Source organism: Pseudomonas sp. W2-17 (assembly GCF_041060445.1).
GTDB lineage: Bacteria > Pseudomonadota > Gammaproteobacteria > Pseudomonadales > Pseudomonadaceae > Aquipseudomonas.
On the sequence record NZ_JAUFNS010000001.1, the window covers coordinates 335,408 to 358,168 of the forward strand.

The 22,761-nt window shown below is 61.7% G+C and carries 19 protein-coding genes; 7 read left to right on the forward strand and 12 right to left on the reverse strand.

Going from position 1 to position 22,761, the window contains the following annotated elements:
- Positions 1 to 5: 5 nt before the first annotated feature.
- Entirely contained in the window at positions 6 to 476 is a 471-nt protein-coding gene (gene tsaE / locus QWI20_RS01605; RefSeq protein ID WP_192171096.1) for a tRNA (adenosine(37)-N6)-threonylcarbamoyltransferase complex ATPase subunit type 1 TsaE, read from the reverse strand.
- Positions 464 to 1,960, reverse strand: a complete 1,497-nt coding sequence (locus QWI20_RS01610; protein ID WP_369303858.1) for an NAD(P)H-hydrate dehydratase — start codon at positions 1,958 to 1,960, stop codon at positions 464 to 466. The genes tsaE and QWI20_RS01610 overlap by 13 nt, the downstream gene beginning before the upstream one ends.
- A 62-nt stretch (positions 1,961 to 2,022) precedes the next feature.
- Between QWI20_RS01610 and queG the strand changes: the two genes are divergently transcribed.
- Positions 2,023 to 3,141, forward strand: a complete 1,119-nt coding sequence (queG, locus tag QWI20_RS01615; protein ID WP_369303859.1) for a tRNA epoxyqueuosine(34) reductase QueG — start codon at positions 2,023 to 2,025, stop codon at positions 3,139 to 3,141.
- 12 nt (positions 3,142 to 3,153) lie between these two features.
- On the opposite strand, the gene QWI20_RS01620 is transcribed toward queG, so the two are convergent.
- On the reverse strand, positions 3,154 to 3,765 hold the full coding sequence (locus QWI20_RS01620) for a trimeric intracellular cation channel family protein (RefSeq protein WP_122533826.1): 612 nt from the start codon (positions 3,763 to 3,765) through the stop codon (positions 3,154 to 3,156).
- 117 nt (positions 3,766 to 3,882) lie between these two features.
- A complete protein-coding gene (gene orn / locus QWI20_RS01625; protein ID WP_065987811.1) occupies positions 3,883 to 4,419 on the reverse strand; it encodes an oligoribonuclease in 537 nt (178 codons plus the stop codon).
- A gap of 113 nt (positions 4,420 to 4,532) precedes the next feature.
- Between orn and rsgA the strand changes: the two genes are divergently transcribed.
- Positions 4,533 to 5,564: a small ribosomal subunit biogenesis GTPase RsgA gene (gene rsgA, locus QWI20_RS01630; RefSeq protein WP_369303860.1), complete on the forward strand. Its 1,032-nt coding sequence runs from the start codon at positions 4,533 to 4,535 to the stop codon at positions 5,562 to 5,564.
- A gap of 133 nt (positions 5,565 to 5,697) precedes the next feature.
- Here rsgA and motB read toward each other — a convergent pair whose 3' ends face one another.
- A complete protein-coding gene (motB, locus tag QWI20_RS01635) occupies positions 5,698 to 6,753 on the reverse strand; it encodes a flagellar motor protein MotB (protein ID WP_369303861.1) in 1,056 nt (351 codons plus the stop codon).
- A 3-nt stretch (positions 6,754 to 6,756) separates the two neighbouring features.
- Positions 6,757 to 7,608 (reverse strand): flagellar motor stator protein MotA, encoded by an 852-nt coding sequence (motA, locus tag QWI20_RS01640; protein ID WP_037015764.1) that lies wholly within the window; start codon positions 7,606 to 7,608, stop codon positions 6,757 to 6,759.
- Positions 7,609 to 7,821: 213 nt separating this feature from the next.
- Between motA and QWI20_RS01645 the strand changes: the two genes are divergently transcribed.
- The 4 genes from QWI20_RS01645 (at position 7,822) to QWI20_RS01660 (ending at position 13,213) form a co-directional block, all read left to right on the forward strand.
- Complete coding sequence (locus tag QWI20_RS01645) at positions 7,822 to 9,357, forward strand: HDOD domain-containing protein (protein ID WP_369303862.1); 1,536 nt, start codon at positions 7,822 to 7,824, stop codon at positions 9,355 to 9,357.
- 46 nt (positions 9,358 to 9,403) lie between these two features.
- Complete coding sequence (locus QWI20_RS01650) at positions 9,404 to 10,219, forward strand: rhodanese-like domain-containing protein (RefSeq protein WP_369303863.1); 816 nt, start codon at positions 9,404 to 9,406, stop codon at positions 10,217 to 10,219.
- A 53-nt stretch (positions 10,220 to 10,272) separates the two neighbouring features.
- On the forward strand, positions 10,273 to 11,142 hold the full coding sequence (gene asd, locus QWI20_RS01655) for an archaetidylserine decarboxylase (protein WP_192171473.1): 870 nt from the start codon (positions 10,273 to 10,275) through the stop codon (positions 11,140 to 11,142).
- 286 nt (positions 11,143 to 11,428) lie between these two features.
- The gene (locus QWI20_RS01660) at positions 11,429 to 13,213 is read left to right on the forward strand and encodes a molecular chaperone (RefSeq protein WP_369303864.1); all 1,785 of its coding nucleotides are present in this window, start codon (positions 11,429 to 11,431) and stop codon (positions 13,211 to 13,213) included.
- A 43-nt stretch (positions 13,214 to 13,256) separates the two neighbouring features.
- On the opposite strand, the gene serB is transcribed toward QWI20_RS01660, so the two are convergent.
- Positions 13,257 to 14,474 (reverse strand): phosphoserine phosphatase SerB, encoded by a 1,218-nt coding sequence (serB, locus tag QWI20_RS01665; RefSeq protein ID WP_369303865.1) that lies wholly within the window; start codon positions 14,472 to 14,474, stop codon positions 13,257 to 13,259.
- 130 nt (positions 14,475 to 14,604) lie between these two features.
- Here serB and QWI20_RS01670 point away from each other — a divergent pair, with 130 nt between their 5' ends.
- Positions 14,605 to 16,134: a histidine kinase gene (locus QWI20_RS01670; RefSeq protein ID WP_369303866.1), complete on the forward strand. Its 1,530-nt coding sequence runs from the start codon at positions 14,605 to 14,607 to the stop codon at positions 16,132 to 16,134.
- Positions 16,135 to 16,188: 54 nt separating this feature from the next.
- On the opposite strand, the gene QWI20_RS01675 is transcribed toward QWI20_RS01670, so the two are convergent.
- The 5 genes from QWI20_RS01675 to parE form a co-directional block, all read right to left on the reverse strand.
- Entirely contained in the window at positions 16,189 to 16,896 is a 708-nt protein-coding gene (locus QWI20_RS01675; protein ID WP_369303867.1) for a membrane integrity-associated transporter subunit PqiC, read from the reverse strand.
- Between the two features lie 180 nt (positions 16,897 to 17,076).
- Entirely contained in the window at positions 17,077 to 19,344 is a 2,268-nt protein-coding gene (parC, locus tag QWI20_RS01680; RefSeq protein WP_369303868.1) for a DNA topoisomerase IV subunit A, read from the reverse strand.
- 10 nt (positions 19,345 to 19,354) lie between these two features.
- Positions 19,355 to 19,837 carry a TIGR02281 family clan AA aspartic protease gene (locus QWI20_RS01685; RefSeq protein ID WP_369304000.1) on the reverse strand — a complete coding sequence of 161 codons (483 nt, stop codon included), beginning with the start codon at positions 19,835 to 19,837 and terminating at the stop codon, positions 19,355 to 19,357.
- 35 nt (positions 19,838 to 19,872) lie between these two features.
- Positions 19,873 to 20,850 carry an esterase-like activity of phytase family protein gene (locus QWI20_RS01690; RefSeq protein WP_369303869.1) on the reverse strand — a complete coding sequence of 326 codons (978 nt, stop codon included), beginning with the start codon at positions 20,848 to 20,850 and terminating at the stop codon, positions 19,873 to 19,875.
- Positions 20,850 to 22,754 carry a DNA topoisomerase IV subunit B gene (parE, locus tag QWI20_RS01695; RefSeq protein WP_369303870.1) on the reverse strand — a complete coding sequence of 635 codons (1,905 nt, stop codon included), beginning with the start codon at positions 22,752 to 22,754 and terminating at the stop codon, positions 20,850 to 20,852. The genes QWI20_RS01690 and parE overlap by 1 nt, the downstream gene beginning before the upstream one ends.
- Positions 22,755 to 22,761: the final 7 nt, after the last annotated feature.

Below are 22,761 nucleotides of genomic sequence, written 5' to 3' on the forward strand. Positions count from 1 at the left end.
AATGTCTATTTAAACGACGGCGCCAAAGCGGCACACCACTGCTCACCACGGGAGCTTTTAGGGCTCAGCGTCAGCGCTCGACCTTGATCGAGCGGCCTTATGGTAATGATCAGGTCAGGCTTTGGCAAAAAGCCTGCACCAAGATTGGGCCATTCGATGAGACAAAGGGCATCGCCTTCGAAATAGTCCCGGATGCCGAGGAATTCTAGCTCTTCTGGATCAACAAGTCGGTAGAGATCAAAGTGATACGCGCGGTTTCTCCCAATTTCGTAAGGTTCTACCAGCGTAAACGTCGGACTTTTAACCGCGCCAGTATGGCCGAGGCCGCGAATGATCCCTCGGGACAGCGTGGTCTTGCCCGCCCCCAGGTCGCCCTCCAGAAAAATAATCCCATTGCTTTCAGTCACTTGGGCAATACGTGCGCCGAAGTGGGTCATGGCCTCTTCACCCATGAGCTCCAGGGTTAGCTCAGACACGGTTGGTGCTCCTCCAGAAGCTGGCGAATAACAGGAATCAGATCAGCGGCAGCGAGCCCTCGCCCGCTGGCGCCACATTGCTCACCCGCGAGTGCGTGCAGCCAGACGCCCAGACAGGCAGCGTCGTAGGCGCTCATCTTTTGCGCCATCAGCGCGCCGATGACACCGGACAGCACATCGCCCAGCCCGCCGGTTGCCATCGCCGGATGGCCGTGATCGGCCAGTGAGAGCTCACCTGCCGGGTTGGCGATCAGACTGCCGCTGCCTTTTAGAACGCATACAGCGTTAAATTTTTTAGCCAGCGCTCGGGCCGCAGCCGGACGATCGGCCTGAATCTGTTTGGTGTCGGTGCCCAGCAGGCGCGCGGCTTCGCCAGGATGCGGGGTGATCACACAGCCCTCGGGCAGTTGCACCGCGCCGGTCGCTAACTCGTTAAGCGCGTCAGCATCCCAGACCTGCGGCAACGTCGCGTTGGCGGCCGCAGACAGCAGGCTTTTCCCCCAACTGTGCTGACCGAGCCCCGGACCGACCACCAGCACCGACGCGGGCTCGATCAAGGCGCGCAGCTGGTTGGCCGAACTGATGCCGGCGCTCATGACTTCGGGGAATCGCGTCAGCGCGGCGCTGACATGTTCCGGCCGCGTTGCCAGCGTGACCATGCCGGCGCCGCTGCGCAGCGTGCTTTCAGTGGCGAGCAATGCAGCGCCACCGAAGCCCCGATCGCCACCCACCACCAGCACGCGGCCGAACATGCCCTTGTGCGCAGTGCGTGAGCGAGGCGCCAGGGTGGGCAGATTGAAAGTATCCAGCCGTCTGACGCTCAGTGGCGTCTGCCGAATGATCGCGGCGTCCGCCTGCAAGTCATCGAACACCAGTTCGCCCACCAGCTCGGGTGCATCGCCGGTGAACAGCCCGACCTTGAGGCCGATGAAGGTGACGGTCAGATCGGCGTGAACGGCACAGCCGAGGGTTCGCCCCGTATCTGCGCACAGTCCTGAAGGAAGATCGACGGCCACGACGGGCAATCCACTGTCGTTGACGGCTTCAATGGCAGCAGCGTAAGGCGCCCGCACGTCACCTGTCAGTCCGGTGCCCAGCAGCGCATCGACAACAATCCCGCGCAGCGCTTGCTGTTGCCAGGGCTGAATGTCGACGTTGGCGGCAACTGCTTCTTCATAGGCCGAACGGGCATCGCCGGCCAGCGCGTCGCAATCGCCCACGGCCAGCACGTTAACTTGCCAACCGGCACGCCGGGCCAGCGCAGCAATGAGATAGCCGTCGCCAGCGTTATTGCCGCGACCTGTCATTACAGTCAGTTGTTTGCCCTCGGGCCAGCGGCGGCGTATTGCCCGCCACGCGGCATGGGCGGCGCGTTGCATAAGCTCGAAGCCTGGCGTGCCGGCGGCAATCAGGCGCGCATCGAGGTCGCGCACCTGAGCGGCGCTGTACAGTGCGTCGGGAAATGGGGGTTTGCTGTGCAACATGCGTCTTTGGGCTCCGATGTCTGGCAGAATTATACGCACCTGCGCCCCGGTGTCCTCCTTGCATGTCCGCGATAACTGTAGATCCATCCACAGCCTCAACGCCCCTCTCGGCGGCCGGGCTTACCGACCTTGCCCAATCGATCAAGGAGTGGGGGCGCGAGCTTGGCTTTCAGCAAGTCGGGATCTCGGGGCTGGACCTGGCTGAGCACGAGCAGCACTTGGAGCGATGGCTCGACGCCGGGTACCACGGCGAGATGGACTATATGGCAGCGCATGGCAGCAAACGTTCGCATCCGGACGAACTGGTGCCAGGAACGCTGCGCGTGGTGTCGTTGCGCATGGACTATCTGCCCGGCGACACGCAGATGGCCCAACTGCTGGGGCAGCCCGAGAAAGCCTACGTTTCCCGTTACGCGCTGGGCCGTGATTACCACAAGCTGATCCGCAAGCGCGTGCAGCAACTGGCGGACCGCATTCAACAGGCGATTGGGCCGTTCGGGTTTCGCGCGTTCGTCGACAGCGCACCGGTGCTGGAGAAGGCCATTGCCGAAAAGGCGGGGCTGGGCTGGATCGGCAAGAACACCTTGGTGCTCAATCGCAAGGCCGGGAGTTATTTCTTCCTCAGCGAACTGTTCGTCGACCTGCCGCTCCCGGTAGACGCGCCACACGCCACCGAGCATTGCGGGCGCTGCACCGCCTGCCTGGACGTCTGCCCGACCAATGCGTTCGTCGGGCCCTACGTGTTGGATGCGCGCAAGTGCATTTCCTACCTGACCATTGAGCTGAAGACGTCGATCCCCGAAGACTTGCGTGCGTTAATCGGCAATCGGGTGTTTGGCTGCGATGACTGCCAGATCGTCTGCCCGTGGAATCGCTTCGCCCGGCCAACCGATCAGACAGACTTCAAACCCCGCCACGGCCTTGATAACGCCGAATTGACGACGCTGTTTTTGTGGGATGAGACGACATTTCTGAGCAACACCGAAGGCTCACCGTTGCGGCGCGCCGGGTATGAGCGGTGGCTCAGAAATCTGGCCGTGGGGCTGGGCAATGCGCCGTCGACAATCCCCGTGATCGAAGCGCTGAAAGTGCGGCGGGAGCATCCGTCGGAGATGGTGCGCGAGCATGTGGAGTGGGCGTTGCGGCAGCACGAAGCCAGGGCCGCAGGGCGCTTGCTGTAATAACGCGCTGGCTCAATGCCCATCCTTGTAAACAAACTTCGGCATTTCCCAGCGAAACCTGATCGCCAGCAACCGCAGCAACAGCCCGCCAAACAGGGTGATCAGCGTGCCCTGCTCCACCGGCAAGCCGGCGTACTGACACAGCAAAAAACACCATGCGGCGGCGAACGACACGCTGGCATACAGTTCGCGGCGGAAGATCAGGGGGATGTCGTTGCAGAAAATATCCCGCAGGATCCCGCCAAACACGCCGGTGATCACCCCGCTCACCGCGGCGACGGTCATGCTCAAGCCCATGTCCAGCGCGGTCATGCAGCCGATCAGGGTAAATGCCACCAACCCCAAGGCGTCGAGCACCAGAAACAGCGAGCGCAGATGGCGCATCAGCGGTGCGATGAAAATCGTCACCAGCGCCGCGACACTGGTCAGGATCAGATATTCCGGGTGTTTGACCCACGTCAGCGGGTAATGCCCCAGCAGCACGTCGCGAACCGAACCGCCGCCCAGCGCCGTGATGCACGCGATCAGCACCACACCGAACCAGTCCATGCCGCGACGGCCTGCGGACAGCGCGCCGGTCATGGCCTCGGCCGTAATAGCGATCAGGTAGAGCATCAACAACATGGCGGCAGTCCCTGCGAGAAAGGGGCGCAGTCTAACCACTCGACCGGGGCACCAAAAGAGAGCGTTAAGCTTTGCGCCCTCTCCGGGCGACCGCGCTCGGCCGCCGGCGCCCTGTCATCAGGACTTGATGAAGTGCTCGCGATAGAAACGCAGCTCGGCGATCGACTCACGGATATCGTCCAGCGCCAGGTGAGTGCTGCCCTTCTTGAACTTGAGATCAGGCGACCAACGTGCGGCCAGCTCCTTGAGCGTCGAGACGTCGAGGTTGCGGTAGTGAAAGTAGTTTTCCAGCGTGGGCATACGCTTGTACAGGAAGCGACGGTCCTGGCAGATGCTGTTGCCGCAGATGGGCGAACTGCGCTCGGGCACCCACTGCTTGATGAACTCAAGCGTCATGGCCTCGGCTTCGTCGTTGGAAATCTTGCTTTCGCGCACGCGCTGGGTCAGACCGGAGCCACCGTGCTGACGGGTGTTCCACTCGTCCATGCCGTTTAGCAGCTCATCGCTCTGATGAACCGCGATGACCGGGCCTTCGGCCAGGGTATTGAGTTCGCTGTCGGTGATGATCGTTGCCATCTCGATGATGACGTCGTTATCAGGGTCCAGACCGGTCATTTCCAGGTCGATCCAGATCAGATTCTGTTTGTTCTGCATATGTCGGCTCCTCAGCGTTGCCGCGCAGTTTAGCCCACCCGGGCGTGCTAGACTCGCTCGCGATTTATCAAATCAGCACCTTTATGCGTCTTCAAACGGAACACTGAACACCCATGGCCAAACGCCAACTCAATCGCCGCCAGAACTGGCGCATCGAAAAGATTCAGGGCGAACGCGCAGCGCGGGCCGCCAAACGTGAATCAACCGCTCTCGAAACGCTGGAAGGCGGCGATCTCGGTCCCGAACAAACGGGTCTGGTCATCGCGCATTTTGGCGTACAGGTCGAAGTCGAAGCGCAGGACGGCGAGCTGCAGGGTCAGGTTTTCCGCTGCCACTTGCGCGCCAACCTGCCGGCGCTGGTCACCGGCGATCGAGTCGTCTGGCGCGCGGGCAATCAGGGCATCGGCGTGATCGTTGCGCAACTGCCCCGCGATACAGAACTGAGCCGCCCGGACAGCCGAGGCCAGCTCAAGCCGGTCGCCGCCAACGTCGACCTGATCGTTATTGTTTTCGCACCGATGCCCGAACCCCATGCCAACCTGATCGATCGTTATCTGGTGGCTGCCGAGCACGCCGGTATTCGGCCGTTGCTGCTGTTGAACAAGTTTGACTTGATCGACGATCAGAACGCCCCGGCGCTCAATGCGCTGCTGGCGGTGTACCGCACGCTGGGTTATCCGGTGCTGGAAGTGTCGGCCCACCACGGCGATGGCATGCAGCAGTTACAGGACCAACTGGATGGCCACATCAGTGTGTTCGTCGGCCAGTCGGGCGTTGGCAAATCCTCGCTGGTCAACAGCCTGTTGCCGGAAGTCGGCACGCGCGTCGGGCCTTTGTCGGAGTACTCGGGCCAAGGCACGCACACCACGACCACCGCGCGCCTGTTCCATTTCCCGCGCGGCGGCGACCTGATCGACTCACCGGGTATTCGTGAATTCGGCCTCGGTCACGTCAGCCGTGCAAACGTTGAAGCGGGCTTCATCGAGTTCAACGACCTGCTCGGTCGCTGCCGCTTCCGCGACTGCAAGCATGACCGCGAACCCGGCTGTGCCTTGTTGCAGGGCCTGGCAGACGGCCGCGTGCAGCAGCAGCGCATGAACAGCTATCGCTCGATCATCGCGAGCTTGCCGGAAAGCAGTTATTGATTCAGCGGTAGTGGCCAATCCGATTCAGGCCTTCCCGACTGAAGCCGGTCCTACTGACTACGTTCCCGTTAATTGAAACGCGCACACAAAAACGCCGCGATCATCGCGGCGTTTTTGTGTCTGCAACCCAGTATCAGTTCTTGGTTTCGTCGATCTTCAGCTGGCCCTGGTCGAAGATGTTCAGCTTCTGCCGAATCTCGTGGGGCTGGGCATAAGCCTGTGGATCAACGGCAGGTGTGGACGTCGAAGCCCCCGGCTGATTGTCCGGCGCTGTAGCGCCAGGTCCTGTCGACGGCGCAGCGGCTCCAGGGGCCTCCGGCGTTTGCGGTGCTTCACCTGAATTCTGCGCACCTTCGATCCGCTGCTGCGCTTTCTTGGTCATCACCACAATGTCGATGCGACGGTTGATCGGGTTTTGCGGGTGCTCCTTGTCATACAGTGCTGAAGACGCATAACCCACTACGCGCGCCACTTGCTGATCCGGGTACCCCCCGGCGAGCAGCGCCCGGCGAGCAGCGTTTGCCCGACCGGCCGACAGCTCCCAGTTACCGAAGCCATTGTTACCGACAAAAGGCGTCGCGTCGGTGTGTCCGCTGATGCTGACCTTGTTCGGCACCGCTTTAATGGTGTCGGCCATGGCCAGCAAGATGTCTTCGAAATACGGTTTGAGCTTCGCACTGCCGATGTCGAACATCGGGCGGTTTTCGGCATCCGTGATCTGGATACGCAAGCCGTCCTGGGTAATCTCGAACAGAATCTGATCCTTGAACTTCGCCAGCTGCGGATTCTCGTTGATCTTGGTCTGCAGCTCTTGCATCAGCATCTCCAGACGGTCCTGCTCGACCTGCTCGGCGGCGGCATCCTGCTGGTCCGCATCGACCGGCACGCGATCCGGGGCCGGCGTGGATTGCACCTCCGGGTTAAGCGTCTGGTTAGGGGACATTTCCGGCGAACCGCCCAGGTCAATCACGTAGGGCGAGCCGCTGTCGGAAAAACCGACCGGGTCCTTGAAGTAACCGGCGATGGCAAGCAGTTGCTCGGGAGTGGCCGACGACATCAGCCACAGCACCAGGAAAAACGCCATCATCGCCGTCGCGAAGTCGGCAAAGGCGATTTTCCAGGCGCCGCCGTGATGCCCACCGCCGTAGCGCTTGACGCGCTTTATGATAATCGGCTGATTATTTTCCATGGATCAACGACCGCGGACAGCTTGTTCCAGCTCGCTGAAGCTGGGGCGATGGGCCGGATACAGAACCTTGCGACCGAACTCCACGGCCAGCGAAGGCGGCACGCCGGACGCTGACGCTACGAGCGAAGCCTTGATCGATTCATAGACGTTCATTTCTTCCTTGGCATCGTGGGCCAGGGAAGTGGCCAACGGACCGAAGAAACCGTACGCCGCAAGAATACCGAAGAAGGTACCCACCAGCGCCGCGCCTACGTGCATGCCGATTGCGGCTTTGTCGCCGGAACCCAGGGAGGCCATGGTCACCACGATACCCAGTACCGCAGCAACGATACCGAAACCCGGCATGGCGTCGGCAACACCGGTCACTGCGTGAGACGGATGCTCGAGCTCTTCTTTCATGCTCAGCAGTTCCATGTCGAACAAGCCTTCCAGCTCGTGGGGGGCCATGTTGCCGGAAGACATGATGCGCAGGTAATCGCAGATGAAAGCGATCATGCGGGTGTCTTTGAGCACGCCAGGGTATTTGGCGAAAATCGGGCTGTTCTCGGGCTCTTCGATGTCGCCTTCGATGGCCATCATGCCTTCGCGGCGACTCTTGTTGAGGATCTCGTAGACCAGGCCCAGCACTTCGAGGTAGTAGCCGTGGGTGAACCGGGTGCTGAACATCTTCAAGGACTTCTTGATGACCAGCATGGTCATATAGCCCGGGTTGGCTTGCAGGAATGCACCCAGCGCCGCACCGCCGATGATCATGACCTCGAAAGGCTGGATCAACGCAGCGATCTGACCGTGGGACAGTACGTATCCGCCGAGAACGCTCGCGAAAACGACGATGATGCCGATAATTTTTGCCATAGGTAGAGAATACTTACTGAGTCGGGTTCATGGTCATTGTGCGAGAAGCGCTTGAAACTCTTGTCCTGCTTATCGGCATGAATGCGCCAGACTATAGTCAGATCACAGGAAAATGCTGACCGATGCGTGGCGCAGGACGTTGCGTCCATGAGGGCCAGCATGATGCCAGTACCCGACATTGATCAAAACCTCCCAGCCGTACGGGTGTTGTGAATGCAACCAGATAAAGCTACTTCGCTCCCTGTTCCGCGCACCCTCGATACCTGGATAAAGCAGCTCGACAGCATCGCCTTGCCGGTGCCCGCGTTGGCGTATCAGCGCGTGCAGGCGGCATTGACCGACAGCCGCCGCTCGCTGCGCGATATTGCCGATCTCATGCAGGACAGCCCGGCGCTGGTGCTCAACGTTTTGCGCGAAGCCAACCTGAACAGCCCCGCCACGGCTCAGCCTGCGGAAAGTCTTGAAGTCGCCATCAACCGCTTGGGTCTGGCGCGTACCGAGGCGCTGCTGGCGCGGTTGCCGAGTGTCGATGCACGGGATATCCCCATGGCGCTACGTCAGATACAGCTGATCAGTCAGCACGCCATGCAACAGGCTTACGGCCTGTTCGCCAATCAACTGGCCCGGCTGTGGCAGGACATCCATCTGGGCAGCCTGCTGTTTCTCTCGCCCCTCTGGCCGCTGGCGCTGGCCCACCCCAAACTGCTGGAAGAATGGGAATTGCGGGTTATCCACAAGGGCGAGTCTGCCAAGACCGTGGAGCAGGCACTGTTTGGCGTGCGGCTGGTGCATTTGTGTCAGGGGCTGGCGCAGCACTGGCGCCTGCCGATCTGGGTGACCCAGGGCTACGAACTGCTGACCTCCCAGCAACGCAATCTGGTGAAAGTGTTGCGCATCGCCCACAGCAACAACGACCCACTCAAGCAGCAACAGCAGCTCGACGCCGATCTGGCGCTGCGGCGCTGGCTTAACCAGCCCGCCAATACAATTCTGCTGGCCAACGGCCTCGCGCTGTCGGCGCACCAGGCCTGGGACACGCCGCATAGCCTGCGCTGGCAACTGCTGACCAGCTTGTATCTGCAACAGTCACTGGATGATCTGCAACAGCAGGCTCACCAGAATGCGGCGGCCAGCGCTCGCCAGCATTCCGGTCCGGATATCTGGCACCCGGCGCAGGCTTTGCTTTGGCCGTGGAGTGCACGACGAGTACATAAAGGCTTGCTGCCTGCCCCGCCCCCCTCGCCCGACGCCTTGCAGCTGTGGCGCAAGCACTGCGCCGATCTGTTGAAAGAGCCCGGCATTTTCATCAACGCCATACACCTGACCACCTGCGCCCGGGATGCACTGGTGGCGGCGGGCATGCAGCGAGTGGTGTTGCTGATGACTGATCGCAAGACCGACAGCCTGCGCGTGCATCAGATCGCGGGCGTGGACAAGTCGGCCGCTGCGTTGCTGGTGCCCTACAAAGACAGCACCGTGCTGCAACGCCTGCTCGCCCAACCCACGCAATTGCGCCTGACACCGGCCAACAACGCTCAGTTCTCGGCGCTGCTGCCGCCGCAGCTGCGCAATCTGTTCAGCGGGGAAAACCTGCTGATTCGCTCATTGGCCAGCAATGGCCGTGTGGTGATGATGGTGGTGGCTGATCAGGGCGGGGGACCATTTTCCGAAGTGTCCGTCCAGGCGTTCGGAAAAACCGGTCAGTGCATCGAGAAAGCCCTCACCACCTTTAGCCATCGCAATGGCTGACGGCTGAGCTACAATTCGCAACCTTTTCGCGATCCGGAGACGCTAGATGTCTGCCTTTTCAAGCTTGCCGCTGGTCATCGAGCCCGCAGACCTGCAAGCACGCCTCAGCGCGCCAGAGCTGATTCTGGTCGACCTGACCAGCCCGGCCCGCTACGAGGCGGGCCACATTCCCGGCGCGCGATTCGTCGATCCAAAACGCACGCAACTGGGCCTGCCACCTGCGCCGGGGCTGCTGCCCTCGCACACCCATCTCGAAGCGCTGTTCGGCGAGCTGGGCCACAACCCCGACGCTGTGTACGTGGTCTACGACGACGAAGGCGGCGGTTGGGCCGGCCGCTTCATCTGGCTGCTCGACGTCATCGGACACAAAAAGTATCACTATATCGACGGAGGCCTGCTCGCCTGGCAGGCCGAAGGTTTGCCGCTGTCGTCAGAAGTGCCACAAGCAGTGGGGGGCCCTGTTTCGCTGACCTTGCACGACGAGCCCACGGCCACCCGCGAATACGTGCAAAGCCGCCTCGGCGCCGATGACCTGGCGATCTGGGACGCTCGCGCGCCAACTGAATATTCCGGCGAGAAAGTCGTCGCCGCAAAGGGAGGTCACATTCCCGGCGCCGTGAACTTCGAATGGACGGCCGGCATGGACCAGGCACGCCACCTGCGCATCCGCAAGGACATGCCGCAGATCCTCAAAGACCTGGGCATTACCCCGGAGAAAGAAATCATTACCCATTGCCAGACTCATCATCGTTCGGGCTTCACCTATCTGGTGGCCAAGGCGCTGGGTTATCCGAGGGTCAAGGGCTACGCCGGCTCGTGGGGCGAGTGGGGCAACCATCCGGACACCCCAGTCGAAAAATAAAATCGGCGCCCGACGTGGCGCCGATCCGTATTCCCTTTTCAAACGTTTTAGGAATCTTGATGAAACAGCGTCTGTTTATCCTTTTCCAGTATCTGCTTCCCCATCATCTGCTGTCGCAACTGGCGGGCTGCGTGGCCGAATGCCGCGTGCGCTGGTTCAAAAATGCCTTCACCCAATGGTTTGCGCGACGCTATCAGGTCGACATGTCCCAGGCTCAGGTCGAGGACATCACCGGGTACCCGCACTTCAACGACTTCTTCACCCGCGCCCTCAAACCGGGCGCGCGTCCACTGGACCCAACGCCGGGCGCGATCCTTTCACCCGCCGATGGCGCGGTCAGCCAACTGGGCCCAATCGAACACGGCCGCATCTTCCAGGCCAAAGGCCACAGCTACAGCGTACTGGAACTGCTCGGCGGCGATGCGCGCCTGTCCGCGCCGTTCATGGGTGGCGAATTCGCGACCGTTTACCTGTCGCCGAAGGACTATCACCGCGTCCACATGCCGCTGGCCGGCACCCTGCGCGAAATGGTTTACGTACCGGGCCGGTTGTTCTCGGTGAACCAGACAACGGCGGAAAACGTACCAGAACTGTTCGCCCGCAACGAACGCGTGGTGTGCCTGTTCGACACCGAACGCGGCCCGATGGCCGTCGTGCTGGTTGGTGCCATGATCGTTGCCTCGATCGAAACCGTCTGGGCCGGTCTGGTCACGCCGCCGAAGCGCGAGCTCAAGACCTTCCGTTATGACGAGGCAGCGCGCGCGCCCATTCATCTGGAAAAAGGCGCCGAGCTGGGTCGCTTTAAACTGGGTTCTACGGCCATCGTGCTGTTCGGACCCAATCAGGTGAAGTGGTCCGAGCTGCTGGCGGCCGGTTCGGCCGTGCAGATGGGTCAGGGCATCGCGCTGCCATTGCAGGCCTGATTCTTGCCTTAACTCATTCCTGAGAGGCGTGATGCTGTTTTTCTGGCGCGAACTGCTTTTAGCCGTCGCGCCACATCACGCTTCACCAGGGATTGCCGGGGCTGGGCGCAGGACAATGTGCCCAGGCTGCGACCGTTGCAGGATGCTGCTAAAGTCCAGTAGTCAGCGCTGTAGGAAACTTCGCTTTCAGTGGACGTAAACGTGCTCTTTTCGCTCGGCGAGGGTGCTTGCCCCCGGAGTTGGACGCCGCCGTTCAGGCCTGTCGTTGTTGGAGTTTGCCGGTCACATGAGTAATTTAAGTCTCCCACTGTTGTTGCGCGCACCTGTGCCGACGCAGTCGAGCCTGTCGTTCTGTGACGCGACGCCCAAAGACTTGAAGCGCTGGATCGCTACGCTGCCCAAGGCCAATCTCGGTGAAATGGCCCGCCAGCTCTATCAAGGGCTCGGCGAGCTGAACCAGTTGCTCACCCCCAGCGACAACCGTATGCAGCTCCTTGAACTGCTTCGCCCGGAAGTCTTTTTCGTGTGCAAGCATCTGGAGCGTCACTTCCTGAACCAGTCCGTGGTTCTCGAAGAACGTCCGCGCAAGGTCGCCAATCTGTGCCAGGCCCTGCAAAACCACCTCGCCATCGGCTACAAACAGATCATCGCGCGGGTCGCGGTCAAGCTCAGCAAAGACCGCATCGGCCTGCTGACCACCGCCCTTCAGCGCGCGCTCAGCTGCCTGAACGGCCCGCTGATCCGCGCCAATCAGCTTTACTGCCCGGTACAGGACGGCCTGTGGCTTGAGCTGCACCAGATCTATCAGATCGCCCGCCAGCATCAATTGCAGACCGTGCCGGTCGCCGACAGTCTCGCCCACAATACCCAGGCGATGAGCGTTGAACAGACTTACGTCGTTGCGCTGCTGATGGGTTGTTCGCGCTGCAATCAGATGCGCCAGCACAATATCGGCAAGCTGGCCGAGGCGCTGGATGCGTGGAGCGCGATGGTCACGCTGCAGCAGCCGCTGGACAGCAACAGCCTGTACGCGGTGTCGCCGGGTACGGACACGGCACCGCGCTACGCCGCGCTGTACGACGACGATCAGCGACCGAACCTGCTCGGCATCGACCCCCGTCCTCTGTCGGCGGCTCTGGAACGCTACACCGAAACGCCTGTTGAAGAACGCTCGAAATCCGCGCTGAAAGTGCCGCCGGGGTTGTCCATCGACGTCCTGCAGCACCTGGCCGCTGCTTGGGGTGATGTGTCAGAACGTGCGTTTCAACGCACCCCGGGGCAAGGCACTCTCACCGTCTGCGTGGGCATGAGCGCTCTGCATTATTACGTCGGCGGCCAGCAGTCTTTCAGCGACCTGCTGCAAATGTCGACCCTGTCCAAAGTCGCCGAATACACGCTGCAGCCTTTGAAGCCGGTGAAGCGTGATCCGTGGGCGCAGACGGCGGACGCGCAACGCAATGGCACATCGAGCAGCATGCTGCCGTTCGAGGAAATCGAATACAAACGTGATGACGCTGAAGGCAATGCGGCGTCCGACGGGCAAAAGAGTTTTCCGACGTACGCGCTGCACATCGTCAATCACAGTCCGGGCGGCTACTGCCTGGCCTGGCCGAAGGAAGTCCCGGACCAGTTGCAGGCCGGTGAGATGATCGGCATTCAGGACCATGGCCACGGCTGGAGCATCGCGGTGGTGCGCTGGGTGCGGCAGGTCCGTGGCGGTGGCATGCAGATGGGTGTCGAACTCATAGCCCCTTTCGCTCAGGCATGTGGCATGCAGCTGACCCGTGCCGAGCAGAGCAGTCAGTTTTTACGGGCGTTGCTGTTGCCGGAAGTTCGCGCCATCGACGTGCCGGCGACGGTCATCGCTCCGCGCCTGCCGTTCGAGGACGGCTCCAAGGTGCTGATCAATACCAGTGGCGAACAGCGACGCGCGAGCCTGAGCAACCGTCGGGCGACGACGGGCAGCTACAACCAGTTTGAGTATCAGATTCTTGAAGGACCGAAGAAGGTTGCGACGCCAGACGCCGGCGGCCCGGAGCAGGAATTCGATTCGTTGTGGACAGTGCTCTGAGCTATCAAGGCATCCGTTGCAGATGCCTCAACCTCCACGCTTGTTAAGCGCTGCGCCCTTCCCGGTCGCGGAAACCCAGTAAATACAGCACGCCGTCCAGGCCCAGCGTCGAGATAGCCTGCTTCGCCGACTGCTTGACCAGCGGCTTGGCGCGGAACGCCACACCCAGGCCGGCGATGGCGAGCATCGGCAGGTCATTGGCGCCATCGCCCACTGCAATGGTCTGCTCCAGACTCAACCCTTCCTTGCTGGCGAGTTCGCGCAGCAGATCGGCCTTGCGCTGGGCATCGACGATCGGCTCGATCGCGTTGCCCGTGCACTTGCCGTCCACCACCTCCAGCTCATTGGCGAAGATGTAGTCGATGCCCAGTTTGGCCTGCAACTGGCGAGCGAAGTAGGTAAAACCGCCTGACAGGATCGCGGTCTTGTAACCCAGCCGCTTGAGTTCGGCGAACAGCGTTTCTGCGCCTTCGGTCAAACGCAACGAGGCGCCGATCTCGTCCAGCACCTTCACGTCCAGGCCTTTGAGCAGCGCCAGTCGTTCTTTGAAACTGGCGCGGAAGTCCAGTTCGCCCCGCATGGCGCGCTCGGTGATCTCCGACACGCGCTCGCCGACGCCGTGGGCCTTGGCCAGTTCATCGATGACCTCGGCCTCGATCAGCGTCGAATCCATGTCGAATACCGCCAGACGCCGGTTGCGGCGGAACAGTGAATCCTGCTGGAACGCGATATCAACGTTCAGCTCCTGGGCAACGTGGAGGAATTCGGCCTGCATCTGCTGGGGATCGACCGGCTCGCCGCGCACGGAAAACTCGATGCAGCCCTTGCTCTTCTCGGTGGGCATGTCCAGCGGCATACGCCCGGAAAGACGATCAATGCGGTCGATGTTCAAGCCATATTTGGCAGTGATCGCGCTGACCGTTTGCAGTTGCTCGGCGGTTACCTTGCGGGTCAGCAGCGTCACGATGTGCCGCGCCTTGCCCTGACCGTCGACCCAGTGCTGATAATCAGCTTCGGACACGTGGGTGAAGCGCACTTGCTGACCCAGTTGGTCGACTGTCGCCTGCACATTATGGCGCACTGCCGCGCCTGCCTCGGTGTCGGGGATTTCGACCAGAAGGCCGAACGACAGCGCGTCGTGAATCACCGCCTGACCGATGTCGAGAATGTTCACGCCGCCTTGGGCCAGTACACCGGTGATGGCCGCAGTGAGACCCGGACGGTCTTCACCGGTGATGTTTATCAGGACGATTTCGCGCAAGGCGCACCCCCGCAGTGGAAAAAAACCGCATTCTACGCACTTTCAGTGACCGCCGGGCACAGCCAGCGCTTTGCCGCTACAGGGTCGCTCGCTATACTGCGCCCCAACTTCACCAAGAGAGCCGTGCTCAGTGAACCGGCCCACGCCAGTAAAAACCGATAATTTCTTCTTGCTGATCTTCCGGGCATTGCGTCATCGACGTGTACCGATTGCTTTGCGCATCGCCAGCCATAACGTGATCCTCGTCGCGCTGGCTCTGGTGATCTACGCCTGCGTCATGGGTTTGCAATTCAAGCAAGCCATGCACGAACAGGCCGACGCATTGGGGCAAGCCCTGACCACGCAGACCGCCACGTCCGCCACTGAACTGCTGGTGTCCAACGACATCCTCAGCCTCAACGTGCTGCTGGGCAATCTGGTGAAAAACCCGCTGGTGGCCCACGCGGCTATTTATAGCCCCGACAACCGCATTCTTGCCGAAGCCGGTCAGCGTCCGAAAAACGGCTTGCTGGGCGAGGCGGAAGGTCTCTACGAGATCAAGATCACGTTCCAGGACGTGGTCGCCGGCACGCTGCGTATCAGCCTGGACATGGCTCAGTTTCAACAGCCGCTGACCATCAGCCTTCAGAGCATGGCGATTCTGGCCGGTATCCTGCTGGCACTGGCGCTGGCCTTGAGCTTGCGCCTGGGGCGCCATATCTCCACGCCGATGCTGCAACTGCGCATGTGGCTGCGCTACATCGATCCGTACACGCCGGCCACTGATCGTCAGGACGAGATCGGCGATCTGGCGCGCCAGCTGAAGACTTCCTACGCGCCGCCAGAACCGGAACCGGCGCCCATTCCCGAGCCTGCACAGGTCGAGGAAGAAGACGACGGCTCCCCCGAGTTCGATAGCAGCGACCTGAGCGACCCTGACTTCGACGACGCGCCAAAGCCACGCGCGACGGTCATCCCGGCGCGACGTATCGTCGCCGAGGAAGATGAAGACGACGAGGAGGATCCGTTCGCGGACCTTCGCGATCACTCCCCTGCCGCAGCAAAACCTGCGCCGCGTCCGATCCTCCCGGTCGTTCCATCGCAGCCGCAGTACAGCGCCGTGCTGGCCGTGCAGCTGGGCTCGCAGGAGCAACTTCGCCGACTGCCGCGCACGCGCCTGACCGAATTGCTCGAGCGCTACCGTGACTGCATCGATCAGGCCGCTTCGCTCTACGACAGCGAACTGCACACCCTGAACGACGGCAGTTCGCTGATGGTGTTCAGCACCCAGGACAGCGGCGATGACTACCTGACCAACGCCATCTGCTGTGGCGAATTGCTGCGTGCATTGAGCCATGCGCTGCAGATCGAAGTCGCCGACAGCGGCATCACCCTGCAACTGCAGCTGGGCCTGACACTCGGCGAAGGCTTGCACGGCATGAACCAGATCGATCTGCTGCTGACCGAAACCGCCCAGGATGCCCTGGCCCTGTCGCAACACAGCCGCAACCTGCTGCTGGTAGAGCGCAAGATCAGCGAAGACCCGACCATCCGCCAGCGCGCGCGCATTCGCCCGATTGCGAGCCCCGAAGGTGCCAGCTGTGTGGAGCGTCTGATGGAGCCGTATCCGTCAATGCTGGAACGCCAACTGGCGCGCATGCACGAGGCGCGCAAGGTCTAAGCGTCAGCCACAAAAAAGCCCGCATCGCTGCGGGCTTTTTTGTGGGCGCTGATTCTAGAAGCGGAACACTTCCAGATCGGTGCGAATCGGTGATGCCATCGGGATCTTTGGCTTGTCCTGATCAGTCCGGGTTTTTGCCGGCGCTGCGGCCTTCTTCGGCATGTCTGCCACATACGGCTGGCTGGCGATAGGCTTGACCGCCACGCTCAGCTTGTCCGCCAGGCGTTGCAGCAGAATCCCTTGAGCCTTGACCTGCGCGGCTGAGGAGCCTTCATGTGGCTCTTCCAAGTGAACCAGCTTGCTGTCGCGCACATTGCCGCGACGGTCGAGCAAGCGCCACTGGGCATCCAGTACCGCCGGCTGCTTCTCGCCTGAATCCAGGCGGGTGATGGACAACACCACCTGGACATCCGGCGTGAAGTTGGCAGCGGCCGGCGCCATCACCACGCGTTGACTGTCGAGCTTCCAGGCCAGTTGGCGCAGAAGCAGTTGATCGATATCGGCAGACAGGCTGCCAGCCCAGCGACCGTCGGTAGAGGCCTTGAGACTGCCGTCCGGCTGGCGCTGCAATAATGTTTCACGTTGCAGATAGTCAGCAATCGCCACAGGGCCCAGTAAAACGGCGACCCCGCCGGTGTGTTTCGGTTGCCCGGGATCGCCGCTGTCCAGCTGATAGAGCGACGTGGGCTGATGAACGCTGCAACCGGCCAAACCCAGAACGCCGGTCAACAACAGCACACAGGGAACACGTAGAAAATTCATCATCCCTTCCAAGTGAACGCCGTGTAACGCGTCCACGCTGTTAAATACTTTGAAAACATGAAGGCATTCCGCCATGGCGGCGCCAGAGGACGTCATATCATCCGTGAATATGCGCGTTGACTCCAGCGATTCTGCGTCGCTCTCGTGACGAAACGAAGAGCGACCGCCGAACCAACCGCTTTAGCCCGCGGTTTCCACCAATAGCGCATCGACGCGCTGGAAACCACGGGGCAGTTTGTTGCCCCGTCGTCCGCGTTCGCCCTTGTAGTGCTCCAGATCGTCAGGCTTGAGCGACAGATTGCGCTTGCCCGCCTGCAGCACCAGCGTGGCGCCGTCGGGGACTACGGCCAGATCAGTCACGTACTCTTCCCGACTGGCAACGCGCTCGCCCGGAATGCCAATGATCTTGTTGCCTTTGCCCTTGCCCAGCTGCGGCAGATCGCTGATTTTGAACACCAGCAAACGGCCCTCGGTGGTCACGGCGGCGAGCCAGTTGTGTTCACGATCCGGCACCGGACGCGGCAGGATCACCTTCGCCCCGGCCGGCAAACTCAGCAGCGCCTTGCCGGCCTTGTTCTTGGCCTGCAGGTCTTCGCCCTTGACCACGAAACCGTAGCCGGCGTCGGACGCCACCACATACAGCGAATCGTCTTCCGGCATCAGCACACATTCGAAAGTCGCACCGGGCGGCGGCGTCAAACGACCGGTCAGCGGTTCGCCTTGGCCACGGGCCGATGGCAAGGTGTGGGACGGCACCGAATAGCTGCGACCGGTGGAGTCGATAAACACCGCAAACTGGTTGGAACGACCCGGCGCCAGGGCCTTGAAGCCATCCCCGGCCTTGTAAGAGAGCCCGGTGGCGTCGATTTCATGACCTTTGGCGGAGCGAACCCAGCCTTTTTCCGACAGCACGACCGTCACTTTCTCGTTCGGTAGCAGATCATGTTCGGTCAGGGCTTTGGCTTCGGTACGCTCGACGATAGGCGAACGACGGTCGTCGCCATAGGTTTCGGCATCCTTGATCAGCTCGGTGCGCACCAGTTTCTTCAGCTTGGCCTCGCTGCCCAACAGGGCTTGCAGCTTGGCTTGTTCCTTGAGCAATTCATCCTGCTCGGCACGCAACTTCATTTCTTCCAGTCGCGCCAACTGACGCAAACGGGTGTCGAGAATGTAATCAGCCTGGATTTCGCTCAGGGCGAAACGCGCGATCAGCGCGGCTTTCGGGTGCTCCTCGGTGCGGATGATGTGAATCACTTCATCCAGATTGAGGTAAGCGATCAACAAACCATCCAACAGGTGCAAGCGACGCTCAACCTTGTCGAGGCGGAATTGCAGGCGGCGACGCACGGTCTGTACCCGGAACTCCAACCATTCGACCAGCAGTGCGCGCAGGTTTTTCAGCTGCGGCTTGCCGTCCAGGCCAATGATGTTGATGTTGACCCTGTAGCTCGACTCCAGGTCGGTGCTGGCGAACAGGTGCTGCATCAGCGCATCGTGGTCGAAATGCTTGCGGGCACCCGGGATGATCACGATCCGGCACGGGTTTTCGTGGTCGGATTCGTCACGCAGGTCAGCGATCTGCGGGGCCTTGGACGGCTTGGCCTGCATCATCGCCGCGATCTGCTCCAGCACCTTGGCACCGGACACCTGATGCGGCAGCGCGGTGACAATGATGTCGCCGTCTTCGATGTGGTACACGGCGCGCATACGCACCGAGCCCTTGCCGGTTTCGTACATTTTCAGCAGGTCGGCGCGGGGCGTGATGATTTCCGCTTCGGTCGGGTAGTCCGGGCCCTGGATGTGCTCACAGAGCTGTTCGACCGTTGCTTTGGGCTCATCGAGCAAACGCACGCAGGCTGTCGCGACTTCCCGCAGGTTGTGCGGCGGTACGTCGGTGGCCATGCCGACGGCGATGCCGGTGGTGCCGTTGAGCAGGATGTTCGGCAGGCGCGCGGGCAAAACGGCGGGCTCGTCCAGCGTGCCGTCGAAGTTCGGCACCCAGTCCGCAGTGCCCTGCCCCAATTCGCTGAGCAGCACTTCGGAGTAACGCGACAGACGCGCTTCGGTGTAGCGCATGGCCGCGAATGACTTGGGATCGTCCGGCGCACCCCAGTTACCCTGGCCGTCGACCAGCGTGTAGCGATAGCTGAAGGGCTGCGCCATCAGCACCATGGCTTCGTAGCAGGCCGAGTCGCCGTGGGGGTGAAACTTGCCGAGCACGTCACCGACGGTACGTGCCGACTTCTTGTGCTTGGCGTCAGCGTCCAGGCCCAGCTCGCTCATCGCGTAGACGATGCGTCGCTGCACAGGCTTCAGGCCATCACCGATATGCGGCAGCGCCCGGTCCATGATCACGTACATGGAATAGTTGAGATAGGCCTGTTCGGTGAAGTCAGCCAGCGATCGGCGTTCTACGCCATCCAGGCTGAGGTCAAGGGAGTCGCTCATGCGGGCCTCATCATTTTGTCGTCTGGCGCAGCAACAATGTGCCGCCGCGCTGTGTGAATTCGAGTTGTCTCACGGCGCTCATGCCCAGCAGCACCTGTTCACCGTCCAGACCGGGCACCACCAGGGCGCGCACGTTGTTCAGGACGATGTCGCCAATCTGCAACCGTTGCAGGGTGGTCCGGAATGCATCGGTGCGTCCGTTGGCCGTGCTCACCTGAACGCGCTCGCCGCGCTCAAGGCGCAGCGTCTGCGCGACGCTCTCCGGCACGGCGACATTGGTCGCGCCGGTGTCGAGCATGAACTGCACGGGGCGGGTATTGATCTGCCCGGTCATGACGAAATGCCCGTCACGATTGCTCGCCAGTGTCACCTCGACATAGCCGTCCCCATGTTCGGAGGCGACGATGGTATTCGGATTTTCCTGCCGCTGCTCCCACTCGCCAAAAAACCGCGTCGCCAGAAACAGCGCCGCCGCCCAGGCGATGATCATCATCAGCCGCCCGGCGCGTTTGCCGGGAAGTGCCTGGGTCAAGGCTTGCCGCTCCAGCCACCCTCGGGCGCAGCAAAGCGCCAGACGACGGGACGTTTTTCGCCATCGGCGCGGGCACCGAAGTTGTTGTCCGTACCGACCCATGCGCCTTTCTCGTCAACGATCAGCGCTTCGGTCAGGCCGTATTTCTGGTCATACAGCCGGTTGGGCTGCAGCGCCTCTTTGGCGAAGGACCAGCAGGTTTCCAGCTGACCTGTCGCCAGCGTCCGGCGGCAGATTCGGTAAGCCGCGCGCTCCAGGGTGAACAGCTTGCCCTTGTACAGCGAGATGTCGGAATAGTCCTTGGAGACCGCCTTGCCACCCAGCTCAGGCGGCAAAATGTCATTGCCCGCGTCGACTCGAAGGATGCAGCTGGCATCACAGGCCCAGCCGTCCTTGCCAAGACTGGCAGTCAGCAGGCCGCGCTTGTCACGCTCGGCGGCGAGCCATAGTTGATCGCCTGCCGGGTTGACCGCGATGCCTTCGAAGATGGCGTTGAAATGCTGCAGCATCCCGGCCGTCTGTGCTTCCTCGACGATCTTCTTGGGCAGATCCAGCCAGACCGGCGCGCCTTCGACTGGCACCTCCAGCACGGCGGCGTAGGCTTCACTGACGAGGTAACGGTTGCCCGCCGCGTCGCAACTCACACCTTCAAAGTCCAGATCGCCGCCACGAATCAGCGCCGAGGCTTTGGCCATGCTGCGCAAGGTGGCGGACAAGCCGCTGTCCGGGATCGGCGGGATTTCCAGCGTCTGCGCCTTGGCTTTCCAGACCGTTGCCGAGGTGTCGAGGCTGTAAAGCAGGGTGTCGTCGCGGTCCGAAACGGTCCACAGCACGCCGTTGCAGGACGCAAGCCCGGACAGGTTGCCGCCGATCATGTCGTCCACAGGATGCTCCGACAGCAGCTTGAGCTCGGGCAATGGCGCAGCGAAAACAGGCGTGACGATCAACAACAGCGCTGCAAACCAGCCCCGCATCAGACCAGCACCTCGGCCAGATTGCCTTTGGATTCGAGCCAGCTCTTGCGGTCGCCCGCGCGTTTCTTGGCCAGCAGCATGTCCATCATTTCCGACGTGGCGGCGAAGTCATCCAGGGTCAACTGCACCAGTCGACGGGTATTCGGGTCCATGGTGGTTTCGCGCAACTGCGGCGGGTTCATCTCACCCAGGCCTTTGAATCGGGTGACCTGCGGCTTGCCGCGTTTCTTCTCGGCCACAAGTCTGTCGAGAATGCCGTCGCGTTCGGCTTCGTCCAGCGCGTAATAAATGTCTTTGCCCAGGTCGATGCGGTACAGCGGCGGCATGGCGACGTAGACATGACCGGCATCCACCAGCGGGCGGAAATGCTGAACGAACAAGGCACACAGCAGCGTCGCGATGTGCAGGCCGTCGGAGTCGGCGTCGGCCAGGATGCAGATTTTGCCGTAACGCAGTTGGCTGATGTCTGCAGCCCCCGGGTCGACCCCGATCGCCACGGCGATGTTGTGCACTTCCTGACTGGCGAGCACTTCGCCGCCGTCGACTTCCCAAGTGTTCAGGATCTTCCCGCGCAACGGCAGGATGGCCTGAAATTCCTTGTCCCGCGCCTGTTTGGCGGAGCCGCCCGCGGAGTCACCCTCGACCAGAAACAGCTCGGAGCGCATCGGGTCCTGACCCGCGCAATCCGCCAGCTTGCCCGGCAGTGCCGGGCCTGACGTGATGCGTTTGCGCTCGACCTTCTTGCTCGCCTTGAGACGGCGACCGGCGTTGCTGATCGCCAGTTCGGCCAGTTGCATGCCCAGTTCCGGGTGCGCATTGAGCCACAGGCTGAAGGCATCCTTCACCACACCGGAGACGAACGCTGCCGCCTCGCGGGACGACAGCCGCTCTTTGGTCTGGCCAGAGAACTGTGGCTCCTGCATCTTCATCGACAGCACGAAAGCGATGCGCTCCCAGACGTCTTCGGGTGCCAGCTTCACGCCGCGCGGCAGCAGATTACGGAACTCACAGAAGTCACGCATCGCGTCCAGCAGGCCCTGACGCAGCCCATTGACGTGGGTGCCGCCCTGGGCGGTGGGGATCAGGTTGACGTAGCTTTCCTGAACGCTGTCGCCGCCCTCGGGCAACCACAGGAGCGCCCAGTCGACGGCCTCTTTGTTGCCTGCGAACACGCCGCAGAACGGCTCGTCCGGCAGACGCAGGAAATCGACCACCGAGTCCTGCAGGTACGAGCGCAGGCCGTCCTCGTAATGCCACTCGACTTTCTCGCCGGTGCCTTTGTCTTCGAAACTGACCAGCAGGCCCGGGCACAGAACGGCCTTGGCCTTGAGCACGTGCTTGAGGCGGCTGACGGAGAATTTCGGGGTGTCAAAGTATTTGGGGTCCGGCGCGAAATAGACGCTGGTGCCGGTATTGCGCTTGCCGACGGTGCCAATCACCGCCAGATCACTGGCCTTGTAGCCATCGGCAAAGGTCATTTCGTATTCGTTGCCATCGCGCTTGACCCGTACCCGTACCTCGGTCGAGAGCGCGTTGACCACGGAGATCCCGACGCCGTGCAGCCCCCCGGAGAACTGGTAGTTCTTGTTGGAAAACTTGCCGCCGGCGTGAAGCTTGGTGAGGATCAGCTCAACGCCCGACACGCCCTCTTCCGGGTGGATGTCCACGGGCATGCCGCGACCATCGTCGGAGACTTCCAGCGAGTTGTCGGCATGCAGAATGACCTGCACGGAGCGGGCGTGGCCTGCCAGCGCTTCGTCGACGCTGTTGTCGATGACTTCCTGCGCCAGATGGTTGGGGCGTGAGGTGTCGGTGTACATGCCCGGCCGTTTGCGGACCGGGTCGAGGCCCGAGAGGACTTCGATGGCGTCTGCGTTATAAGAGCTAGCGCTGGGATTGGCCATGGGGTCT